Raw genomic sequence first — 10,641 nt, forward strand, 5'->3', positions numbered from 1 at the left:
GCTTGTGAACGACGCTTCCGCCACGGCGGCCCGCAGGCCCGGTGAGCCGGCGCTCGCCGCGCTCGGCCTGGGCGCTCCCGACCCCTCCCCCGCCGACGCCTCGCCGCACGCCTTCCCCGGCGGCGGCCGCTGGCGCACCGAGGTTCCCTCCTGTGAGGGGCCCGAGGCGCTGGCCGTCGTCCTCAAGGAGTCCTCCCGCCTCGACGTGCCGATCCACCGGATCAGCCAGGGCAGCGGCGTGTGGATGCTGACCGACGCCGAGATCACCGAGATGGTCGAGGCCACCGCCGAACGCGGCATCGAGCTCTGCCTGTTCACCGGTCCGCGGGGCACCTGGGACACCGGCGGCTCGGTGCGCACCGACTCCCGCGGCGGCGGCCTGCGCGCCCGCGGCCACGACGCGGTGGCCGGCTGTGTCGAGGACGCCGTACGGGCGGCGGAGCTGGGTGTGAAGTGCCTGCTCGTCGCCGACGAGGGCGTGCTGTGGACGCTGCACCGGGCGCGCACGGCGGGCATCCTGCCGGCGGACACCACGCTGAAGGTGTCCGCGCTGATCGGACCGGTCAACCCGGCCTCGTACGCGGTGTACGAGCGCCTCGGCGCCGACTCCGTGAACGTCCCGAGCGATCTGACGCTCGATCACCTCACCGAGATACGCCGGGTGTCGGCCGCCCCGATGGACATGTACATCGAGGCGCCCGACGACCTCGGCGGCTATGTGCGGATGTACGAGGTCGCCGAGCTGATCCGGCGCGGCGCACCGCTCTATCTGAAGTTCGGCCTGTCCAAGGCCCCCGGCATCTACCCGTGGGGCACCCATCTGCGGGACGTGACCCTGGACACCGCCCGCGAGCGGGTCCGGCGCGGCCGGCTCGCCCTGGACCTGCTCGCGCGGCACGGCGCGGACGGCGACATGGCGCCGCTCGGCTCCCGGCTGCCCGGCCCGCTCCACCGCTTCCCCACCGGCGCCTGAACCCGCCCCAGCCCTCTCAACGACGAGAAGAACAAGGATGGATCACCCATGCGCAACCGCAGAGCCGCCTTCGCCGCGATAGCCGGAGCCGCGTCCCTCGCCCTCACCCTGTCCGCCTGCGGCCAGAACAGCTCGGGCGGCAGCAAGGAGAAGTCGAGCAGCGCCAAGGGCGGGACCATCGGCATCGCGATGCCGACCAAGTCCTCCGAGCGCTGGATCGCGGACGGCAACAACGTCGTCAAGAACCTTCAGTCCAAGGGGTACAAGACCAAGCTGGTCTACGGCGAGGACGACCCGGACACCCAGGTCTCCCAGATCGAGAACCTGATCACGCAGGGCGTCAAGGGCCTGATCATCGCGGCCATCGACAACAAGTCCCTGAACAACGTGCTCCAGGAGGCCGCGGACGCGAACATCCCGGTCATCGCCTACGACCGTCTGATCCTCGGCACCAAGAACGTCAGCTACTACGCCTCGTTCGACAACACGAAGGTCGGCGTGCTCCAGGGCACGTACATCGTGCACAAGCTGGGCCTGGACAGCGGCAAGAAGGGCCCGTTCAACCTCGAGCTGTTCGCCGGCTCCAACGACGACAACAACACCAAGTACTTCTTCAACGGTGCGATGAGCGTGCTCCAGCCGTACATCGACAAGAAGGAGCTGGTGGTCAAGTCCGGCCAGACGGCGCTGAACAAGGTCACCACCCTGCGCTGGGACGGCACCACCGCGCAGAAGCGCATGGAGGACATCCTCACCTCGTCGTACAAGAGCGGCAAGGTCGACGCGGTGCTCTCGCCCTACGACGGCATCTCCATCGGCATCATCTCCGCGCTGAAGTCCGACGGTTACGGCTCCTCCAGCCAGCCGCTGCCGGTCATCACCGGCCAGGACGCCGAGCTCGCGTCGGTGAAGTCGATCATCGCGGGCGAGCAGACGCAGACCGTCTACAAGGACACCCGGCAGCTCGCCAAGGTCGCCTCGACCATGATCGACGACGTACTCAACAAGAAGACGCCGCAGGTCAACGACGACAAGACGTACGACAACGGCTCCAAGGTCGTGCCCGCGTACCTGCTCCAGCCGGTGAGCGTCGACAAGTCGAACTACGAGGACGTCCTGGTCAAGGGCGGCTACTACACCGAAGCCGATCTCAAGTGACCACCGCCACCTACTGATGGGAAGGCACGACCATGGCGGGACCCGTCCTGGAAATGCGCTCGATCGTCAAGACCTTTCCCGGTGTGAAAGCACTGTCGGACGTCAACCTGACCGTCCGCCAGGGCGAGGTCCACGCCATCTGCGGGGAGAACGGCGCCGGCAAGTCCACCTTGATGAAGGTGCTCTCCGGCGTCCATCCGCACGGCAGTTACGAGGGCGAGATCCTCTTCGAGGAGCAGAACTGCTCCTTCAGGGACATCCGGGCCAGCGAGCAGCACGGCATCGTGATCATCCACCAGGAGCTGGCCCTGGTGCCCTACCTCTCCATCGCGGAGAACATCTTCCTCGGCAACGAGCACGCCTCGCGCGGGCTCATCAACTGGAACGAGACGCTGCGGCACGCGACGCAACTGCTGCGCCGGGTCGGCCTCGACGAGCACCCGGAGACCCGGGTCGCGGACATCGGGGTGGGCAAGCAGCAGCTGGTGGAGATCGCCAAGGCGCTGTCGAAGTCGGTGAAGCTGCTGATCCTCGACGAGCCGACGGCGGCCCTGAACGACGAGGACAGCGCCAAGCTCCTCGATCTCATCCTGGAGCTGAAGAACCAGGGCATCACCTCGATCATCATCTCGCACAAGCTCAACGAGATCCGCAAGGTCGCCGACTCGGTGACCATCCTGCGCGACGGGCGGACCATCGAGACGCTCGACGTGAAGGCCGCGGAGACCACCGAGGAGCGGATCATCGCGGGCATGGTCGGGCGCGACCTGGACCACCGTTTCCCCGAACGCACCCCGCACGAGGGCGCCGACGAGGACGCGGCGCCCGCGCTGGAGATCCGCGACTGGACCGTGCACCACCCGATCGACCAGCAGCGCAAGGTCGTCGACGACGTGTCGATCCATGTGCGGCGCGGCGAGATCGTGGGCATCGCCGGGCTGATGGGCGCCGGCCGCACGGAGCTGGCGATGAACGTCTTCGGCCGCTCCTACGGCCGGTACGCGGGCGGCACGGTGCTGAAGGACGGCACGGAGATCCGCACCCGGACCGTCGCGGAAGCGGTCGGGCACGGCATCGCCTACGTCACCGAGGACCGCAAGCACTACGGCCTCAACCTCATCGACACCATCAACCGGAACATCTCGCTGACCGCGCTCGGCAAGGTGGCCCGCCGGGGGATCGTCGACGAGCACGAGGAGCGCCAGGTCTCCGAGGGCTACCGGACGTCCATGAACATCAAGGCGCCCACCGTCTTCGAGCCGGTGAACAAGCTGTCCGGCGGCAACCAGCAGAAGGTCGTCCTCAGCAAGTGGATCTTCGCCGGGCCCGATGTGCTGATCCTCGACGAGCCCACGCGCGGCATCGACGTGGGCGCCAAGTACGAGATCTACACGGTCATCGACCAACTGGCCGCCCAGGGCAAGGCGGTCGTCTTCATCTCCTCCGAGCTGCCCGAACTGCTCGGCATGTGCGACCGCATCTACACCATGGCCGCGGGGCGGCTGACCGGGGAGGTGCCGCGGGCCGAGGCCACGCAGGAAGTGCTGATGCGCCAAATGACCAAGGACAAAGAGGTAACCCGATGAGCACGGACGTCACCGACAAGACCCCGGCCGCGGCCCCGCCGGGCAAGAGCGGAGCGGCCGGCGGCACCTCACTGCTCCAGCTGGTGCTGGGCGGCCTGCGCCGCAACATGCGTCAGTACGGGATGCTGATCGCGCTCGGCCTGATCGTCGTCCTGTTCCAGATCTGGACCGGCGGCGACCTGCTGCTGCCGCGCAACGTCTCCAACCTGGTGCTCCAGAACAGCTACATCCTGATCCTCGCGATCGGCATGATGCTGGTGATCATCGCGGGCCACATCGACCTGTCGGTCGGGTCGCTCACGGCGTTCGTGGGCGCGTTCGCGGCGGTGCTGACGGTCAGTCATCATGTGGCGTGGCCGGTCGCGTTGGTGCTGTGCCTGCTGATGGGCGCGCTCGCCGGGTCCGCGCAGGGCGTGCTCATCGCGTACTTCGGCATACCGTCGTTCATCGTCACCCTGGCCGGGATGCTGCTCTTCCGGGGCCTGACGGAGATCCTGCTCCAGGGCCAGACCCTCGGCCCGTTCCCGGGCGGGCTGCAGAAGATCGGCAACGGCTTCCTGCCCGAGGTCGGCCCGAACACCAACTACCACAACATCACCCTGCTGCTCGGCCTGGTGCTGATGGCCGCCGTGGTCTGGCAGGAGGTGCGCGACCGGCGCCGGGAGCAGGAGTTCGCGCTCGACGTGCTGCCCGGCCGGCTGTTCCTGCTGAAGCTGGTCGCCATCGTGGCCGCGATCCTCACCCTGACGATGCTGCTGGCCAGCTACAACGGCGCCCCGATCGTGCTGATCATCCTCGGCGTGCTGGTGGTGGGCTACGGCTACATCATGCGCAACGCGGTCTTCGGACGGCACATCTACGCCATCGGCGGCAACCTGCCGGCGGCCAAGCTGTCCGGCGTGAAGGACAAGAAGGTCACCTTCTACGTCTTCCTGAACATGGGCGTGCTCGCGGCCCTGGCGGGTCTGGTCGTGGCCGCCCGCCTGAACGCGGCCTCACCGAAGGCCGGCGTCAACTTCGAACTCGAGGCGATCGCCTCCTCGTTCATCGGCGGCGCCTCCATGAGCGGCGGTGTGGGCACCGTGCTCGGTGCCATCATCGGCGGCCTCGTCCTCGGTGTGCTGAACAACGGCATGAACCTCCTCAGCGTCGGCACCGACTGGCAACAGGTCATCAAGGGCCTCGCCCTGCTGGCCGCGGTCGGCTTCGACGTGTGGAACAAGCGCAAGTCCGGTTCGTAAGTCAGTTCGGGCCCCGCCGGTCACCGGCGGGGCCCCGACCCTTCCCAGGGAGCCGCACATGGAACTGAACAGACGCACGGTCATTGCAGGAGCGGCAGCGGCGGGCATCGCCGCGACCACCCTCGGCACCGGGACGGCCCAGGCCGCCTCGGGCGGCGGGAAGCCGTCGAAGGAGCTGTTCGGCACGCTCGCCGACGGCACCAAGGTGTACCGCTGGTCGCTGGAGAACGGGGGCACCCGGCTGAAGGTGCTCTCCTACGGCGGCATCGTCCAGCACCTGGAGATCCCCGACCGGCGCGGCCGGTACGCCAACGTGGTGCTGGGCCTCCCCACGATCGCCGACTACGTGGCCAAGAGCCCCTACTTCGGCGCGCTGATCGGCCGCTACGGCAACCGCATCGGCAAGGGCCAGTTCACCCTCGACGGCACCGCCTACCAGCTGTCCGTGAACGACGGCGTGAACAGCCTGCACGGTGGCTCGCAGGGCTTCGACAAGCGCGTGTGGGACGTCGAGCCGTTCACCAAGGGCTCCGACGTCGGCCTGTACCTCCACTACACCAGCATCGACGGGGAGATGGGCTACCCCGGCACGCTGCGGGCGAAGGTGACCTACACCCTCACCCGGGGCGGCGACTGGCGCATCGACTACGAGGCCACCACCGACAAGGCCACCGTCGTCAACCTCACCAGCCATGTCTACTGGAACCTGGCCGGTGAGGGCAGTGGCACGATCGAGGACCACGAGCTCACGATCGCCGCGTCCCGCTACACGCCCACCGACTCCGGGCTGATCCCCACCGGCGAGCTGGCCCCCGTGGCCGGCACCCCCTTCGACTTCCGCCGGACCAAGACCATCGGCCGGGACATCCGGGCCGGCCACGCCCAGCAGGTGCTGGCCAAGGGCTACGACCACAACTGGGTGCTGGACAAGGGCGTCACCGCCAGGCCCGAGCACGTCGTCACGCTGCGCGACCCGGGCTCCGGCCGCTCCCTGTCCATCGCGTCCGACCAGCCCGGACTCCAGTTCTACTCGGGCAACTTCCTCGACGCCTCCTACACCGGCACGAGCGGCCGCACCTACCGCCAGGGCGACGCCCTCTGCCTGGAGACCCAGCACTTCCCGGACTCGCCCAACCACGCGAACTTCCCGTCCACCGTGCTGCGACCGGGGCAGACCTACCGGACCTCGACGGTGCACACGTTCGGCGCGTAGCCCGTTCACACCTGGGGGGCGCGGTCTTCCACACCTTCCTCACACCCGTTGAACAGCGCCCCCCAGGCATCCGTATGTAAGGGCGGCCCGTGCTCCCCCGCGCGGGCCACCCCACAAGACGACGGGCCCGGTCGTCCCCAGCCGGGTCCGCCCCATACGGAGGTTCCATGGCCGACAACGTCACCTCGTTGTTCCGCAGCACCGCGGCGCACAGCCCGTCGATGGCGGCGCTGACGCGAGAGGGCGGCGACGGGGCGGCCGGGCCGGTGGACTTCTGCATTCCGTGCAATCCCTATTTCCCCACGCCCGCGATGTTCGACGACATGGCGATGCGGCTGCGGGACATCATCACGTACTACCCGAGCAGCGCCGACACCATCACGGCCGAACTGTGCAGCCTGCTCCAACTCCCGCCGCAGTGCGTGGCGATGGGCAACGGCTCGACCGAGCTGATCACCTGGATCGACCATCTCCTGGTCCGGGAGTCCCTCGCCGTCCCCGTCCCCACCTTCGGCCGCTGGACCGACCAGCCGATGGAGACCGGCAAGCGCGTCGACATGTTCCCGCTCCAGGAGTCGAACGGCTTCGCCCTCGACCTCGGGCAGTACGCCGAGTTCATCCGCAGCCGGGGCACCCGCGTCGCCGTCGTCTGCAACCCCAACAACCCCGACGGCGGCTTCCAGCACAAGCTCGCCCTCGTGCAGTTCATGGACGCGATGGCCGACCTGGACCTGGTGGTGATCGACGAGTCCTTCCTGGAGTTCGCCGACGCGGAGGCCGAACCGAGCGTCGTCCAGGAGGCCATGCTGCGGCCCAACGTCGTGGTGCTGCGCAGCCTCGGCAAGAACTTCGGCCTGCACGGCATCCGCTTCGGCTATCTGGTCGCCAACCCCGCCCTGGCCGGCAAGGTCCGCGCAATGCTGCCCAAGTGGAACCTCAACTCCTTCGCCGAACACGTGGTGTTCATGCTGAAGGAGCACGGGTCCGAGTACCAGCAGAGCCTCCAGCAGGTCCGCCGGGACCGCCTCGACATGGCGAGCCAGCTCTCCCAGCTGCCCGGCCTGACGGTCTACCCCTCCCAGGGCAACTTCCTCTTCGTGCGCCTGCCGGTCGGCGCCGAGGGGACCGTCGTACGGGACCGGATGCTCACCGAGCACCGGATCCTGGTGCGCGAGTGCGGCAACAAGATCGGCTCGTCCAGCCGCTTCCTGCGTCTCGTGGTGCGCCCCCAGGTGGACGTGCGTCGCCTGGTGTCCGGCCTGGAGCAGGTGCTCTACGGGACCAGGAGGGGAGCCGCCGTACCCGAGCTTGCCACAGGGACCGGCTACAGCTCGGGTACGGCGGCCGTGGACCGCCTGGTCAGCGAGACCAACGGCGCCGGAATGCAGGGCCTCGCCGCTCAGGCCATGGCCGTCGGCGCCGTCCAAGGGCTGCCCGCCGGCATCGGTATGCCGCTCCCCGCCGCCGCGCCCCTCGGCGGCGGGATGCCGATGCCGGCGGCGGCCCAGACCGGGATGCAGCAGCCCGTGGCGGCGACACCCGCGCCCGCCCCGCTGCCGATGACCGGCCCCACACCGGTCCCGGCCCCGATGGCCGTGCCCGCACCGGTACCCATGGCCACTCCGGTGCCCATGGCCACTCCGGTGCCCATGGCCGCCCCGGTGCCCATGGCCGCCCCGGTGCCCGCTCCCGTCGCCATGGTGCCCGCGCCGGCCCCGATGCAGGCGCAGATGCCCCTGCCCGGACCCACTCCGCCCGGGGTCCCCGCGCGCGGCGGCCTCACCGCCGCCCAGGTCCGCGGCACCACGGGCCCCGGCGTGCCGGGCCTGTCGACGGCCCCGGCGACCGGCTGGCCGAGCGCCGCCGACCAGGCCCAGAGCTGGCCCAACGCGGCGGGCATGGGCCAGGTGGGATGACGGTCGCCCCCCGGGCGCACCCGGGAGGCGACGGCCCGGTCAGGCCTTGGGGCAGGCCTGCCACGCCAGGTGGTACACGGTGCTGATGTCGCCGTCGGTCGAGTCCATCGTCATGAAGCTGACCTGACCGGGGTTCTTGCTCCCGGCGGCGACCCTCAGCTCGGTGTTGATGTTGAAGTTGCGTTCCACACCGCACGGCGCCCACACCAGCTGCGCCCAGTCGTTGGAGTCAGTGGCCTCCCAGTTGTCGTCGTAGGGCCCGTTGAACGGGTGGTTGGCGGACGCGGTGTTCGACGAACCCTGGAAGTAGTACGAGGCCTTCTGCGTGCCGGTCGCCCCGGAGGCCAGCGAGGCGAAGCCCCGGTAGTCCGCGCTGGCGATGGCGTAGGTGAAGCCCTGCGGCACGTGGACGATCAGGTTGAGCTGGCAGTTCTTGCGGAAGGCCGTCGGGTCGGAGGACCCGCCCGCCTGGGCGAGATAGGCGCTGTACGTCACCGTGAAGGCGGTGTTGTCCGGGGAGACGGCGACCGCCGTCGTGCCCGCGGGACAGCCGGAGCCGTTCACCGTCGCCACGTTGATCACGATCTTGTCCGGGGGCGGGTTGTCGAACACGCTCCCGGAGCTGTGCGCGGGCACCGCCGTCGCGAGGAGCGCGGTCACCGCGCCGCCCAGCAGAAGTCCGCCGGCCATGGTTTCTCCCGGTGTGAAATGGGGGGTGGGGGGTTGGAGAACCTGTGAGGGATCTGTGAATCCCCGAGGCGATCGCATCGTAGGGAGGCGCGCGCGAGGCCGTCAGGACGAACTCAAGCCATTCACAACCGCGATTTCACACTGTGTTCCGCCTCAACTCCGTTGAAAACAAAAGGAGTTGAGGGAAGGTCCGGCTGCCGGGGGACCAGGGGTCACACCGCGACCGGCGTGCGCTCCGGCGCCGTCTCCTCCCGCGCCGCCCGCTCCTTGAGGTGCGCCCGCACCGAGTGGGTCAGGGCGGCCGCCCACAGCAGGTACAGCGCGGCGTACACGGCCGCGGCCGCGCCGCCGGAGACGGTGAGCCAGTCGCTGTTCAGCAGGGTGCGCACGTTGGTGACGACGATGATGCCGCCGACCGCCGACCCCAGCACCCGCGGCGGCACCAGCCGCACCAGCCAGGCCGCCACCGGGGCCGCGACCAGGCCGCCGGCCAGGAAGGCGAGCACCCAGGTCCACTTCAGCCCCTGTGAACCCAGGGAGAACAGGAAGCCGAGGCTCGCCGCGACCGCGACCAGGAACTCGCTGGTGTCGACCGAGCCGATCACCTTGCGCGGCTCCATCCGGCCGCTGGCCAGCAGCGCCGGGGTGCCGACCGGACCCCAGCCACCGCCGCCGGTGGCGTCGAGGAATCCGGCGACCAGCCCGAGCGGCGCCAGGAAACGGCGGCTCAGGGGCTGCCCGAGCCGGTCCTGCGGCAGCCCGCGCAGTGTGAACCGGGCCATGACGTACACGCCGAGCCCGAGCAGGATCAGCGACATCACCGGCTCGGCCAGCTCCGTCGACAGCTTCGAGAGCACGGTGGCGCCGAGGAACGAACCCACCGCGCCCGGCACGCCGATGCGCGCCACGACCTTCCAGTCCACGTTCCCGAAGCGCCAGTGCGAGACGCCCGACATCAGCGTGGTGCCGATCTCGGAGAGGTGCACGGTCGCCGAGGCGGCGGCCGGATTGGTGCCCAGGGCCAGCAGCAGCGTGGTCGACGTCACGCCGTACGCCATGCCGAGGCTGCCGTCCACCAGCTGGGCGCCCAGGCCCGCGAGGGCGAGCAGGATCAGCGTGCGCATCGGGGCGTCCCGTCTTCCGGGTGCGCCGGCAGGGTCGTCGGCGCACGTTTTCCCACCGATCCGGTGGGGTTCGACGGGGGGACGTTAGGCGGCGAAGCTGAGCGGGCGCTGAGACGGGCGTGAGAGATCCTCACGCAACGCTCAGCCGCCGCTCATCGAGCGTTCGCGAGGAGTTCCGGAAGCGTTGGTGTGCCGTCCCTTTCGCGCAGTTCCCCGCGCCCCTTTGGGGCGCGGCTCCTGAGCAGCCCCGAAAGGGGGCCGCGGTCGTCCTTGGGGCCTACGGGTTCTCCCAGGAAGCCGGTTCCGCGGCCAGCAGCCGTACCTCCTCCGGGAGCGTGCCCGCGGCGATGTCGGCGACCGTGACCCCTTCGAGGATCTTGCGCACATTGGCGCGCAGGGCGATCCACAGCGGCAGCAGGGGCTCGGCGGAGCCCTGGTAGAGCAGGCCGGTGGGCCGCTCGCCGCGCACGGACACGATGGGGCCGTCGACCGCGCGGATGACGTCCGCGACGGTGACCGCGTCCGCCGCCCGCGCCAGCCGGTAGCCGCCGCCCCCGCCGCGCCGGCTGTCCACGATCCCGGCGCGCCGGAGATCGCCGAGAATGCCCTCCAGAAACTTGTGCGGAATCTCCTGCTCGACGGAGATCTCCTCGGCCTTCACCGGCCCGTCACCCTGGCGTACGGCCAGTTCGAGCACCGCCCGTACCGCGTAATCCGCCCGTGCCGAGATCCTCATGCGT

At 69.7% G+C, this 10,641-nt stretch carries 9 protein-coding genes; 6 read left to right on the forward strand and 3 right to left on the reverse strand.

The window, feature by feature from the left end; translation table 11 throughout:
- Positions 1-4: 4 nt before the first annotated feature.
- The 6 genes from WN71_RS19525 to WN71_RS19550 all read left to right on the forward strand — a co-directional run bounded on the left by WN71_RS19525 (position 5) and on the right by WN71_RS19550 (position 8,087).
- Positions 5-973, forward strand: coding sequence for a hypothetical protein (locus tag WN71_RS19525; RefSeq protein ID WP_046584567.1), 969 nt, complete (start codon positions 5-7; stop codon positions 971-973).
- Positions 974-1,021: 48 nt separating this feature from the next.
- A complete protein-coding gene (gene chvE / locus WN71_RS19530; protein WP_046584568.1) occupies positions 1,022-2,131 on the forward strand; it encodes a multiple monosaccharide ABC transporter substrate-binding protein in 1,110 nt (369 codons plus the stop codon).
- 32 nt (positions 2,132-2,163) lie between these two features.
- Positions 2,164-3,717 (forward strand): multiple monosaccharide ABC transporter ATP-binding protein, encoded by a 1,554-nt coding sequence (mmsA, locus tag WN71_RS19535; protein ID WP_046584569.1) that lies wholly within the window; start codon positions 2,164-2,166, stop codon positions 3,715-3,717.
- Entirely contained in the window at positions 3,714-4,958 is a 1,245-nt protein-coding gene (gene mmsB / locus WN71_RS19540) for a multiple monosaccharide ABC transporter permease (RefSeq protein WP_046584570.1), read from the forward strand. Before mmsA ends, mmsB begins: the two co-directional genes overlap by 4 nt.
- Positions 4,959-5,016: 58 nt before the next feature.
- Entirely contained in the window at positions 5,017-6,171 is a 1,155-nt protein-coding gene (locus WN71_RS19545; RefSeq protein ID WP_046584571.1) for an aldose epimerase family protein, read from the forward strand.
- Between the two features lie 167 nt (positions 6,172-6,338).
- A complete protein-coding gene (locus WN71_RS19550) occupies positions 6,339-8,087 on the forward strand; it encodes an aminotransferase class I/II-fold pyridoxal phosphate-dependent enzyme (protein ID WP_046584572.1) in 1,749 nt (582 codons plus the stop codon).
- Positions 8,088-8,126: 39 nt separating this feature from the next.
- Here the strand turns inward: WN71_RS19550 and WN71_RS19555 are convergent, their stop codons facing one another.
- The 3 genes from WN71_RS19555 to WN71_RS19565 all read right to left on the reverse strand — a co-directional run bounded on the left by WN71_RS19555 (position 8,127) and on the right by WN71_RS19565 (position 10,637).
- Complete coding sequence (locus WN71_RS19555; protein WP_046584573.1) at positions 8,127-8,777, reverse strand: DUF4360 domain-containing protein; 651 nt, start codon at positions 8,775-8,777, stop codon at positions 8,127-8,129.
- Positions 8,778-8,989: 212 nt separating this feature from the next.
- The gene (locus tag WN71_RS19560; protein WP_046584574.1) at positions 8,990-9,901 is read right to left on the reverse strand and encodes a sulfite exporter TauE/SafE family protein; all 912 of its coding nucleotides are present in this window, start codon (positions 9,899-9,901) and stop codon (positions 8,990-8,992) included.
- Between the two features lie 277 nt (positions 9,902-10,178).
- Positions 10,179-10,637 carry an RrF2 family transcriptional regulator gene (locus WN71_RS19565; protein ID WP_046584575.1) on the reverse strand — a complete coding sequence of 153 codons (459 nt, stop codon included), beginning with the start codon at positions 10,635-10,637 and terminating at the stop codon, positions 10,179-10,181.
- Between the last annotated feature and the right edge of the window lie 4 nt (positions 10,638-10,641).

Origin of the sequence: Streptomyces mangrovisoli, assembly GCF_000974985.2 — a bacterium.
GTDB lineage: Bacteria > Actinomycetota > Actinomycetes > Streptomycetales > Streptomycetaceae > Streptomyces > Streptomyces mangrovisoli.

Bases quoted from the DNA above. Each gene is read 5' to 3' on its own strand.
- chvE (WP_046584568.1), top strand. From the start codon at position 1,022: ATGCGCAACCGCAGAGCCGCCTTCGCCGCGATAGCCGGAGCCGCGTCC.
- mmsA (WP_046584569.1), top strand. From the start codon at position 2,164: ATGGCGGGACCCGTCCTGGAAATGCGCTCGATCGTCAAGACCTTTCCC.
- mmsB (WP_046584570.1), top strand. From the start codon at position 3,714: ATGAGCACGGACGTCACCGACAAGACCCCGGCCGCGGCCCCGCCGGGC.
- WN71_RS19545 (WP_046584571.1), top strand. From the start codon at position 5,017: ATGGAACTGAACAGACGCACGGTCATTGCAGGAGCGGCAGCGGCGGGC.
- WN71_RS19550 (WP_046584572.1), top strand. From the start codon at position 6,339: ATGGCCGACAACGTCACCTCGTTGTTCCGCAGCACCGCGGCGCACAGC.
- WN71_RS19555 (WP_046584573.1), bottom strand. From the start codon at position 8,777: ATGGCCGGCGGACTTCTGCTGGGCGGCGCGGTGACCGCGCTCCTCGCG.
- WN71_RS19560 (WP_046584574.1), bottom strand. From the start codon at position 9,901: ATGCGCACGCTGATCCTGCTCGCCCTCGCGGGCCTGGGCGCCCAGCTG.
- WN71_RS19565 (WP_046584575.1), bottom strand. From the start codon at position 10,637: ATGAGGATCTCGGCACGGGCGGATTACGCGGTACGGGCGGTGCTCGAA.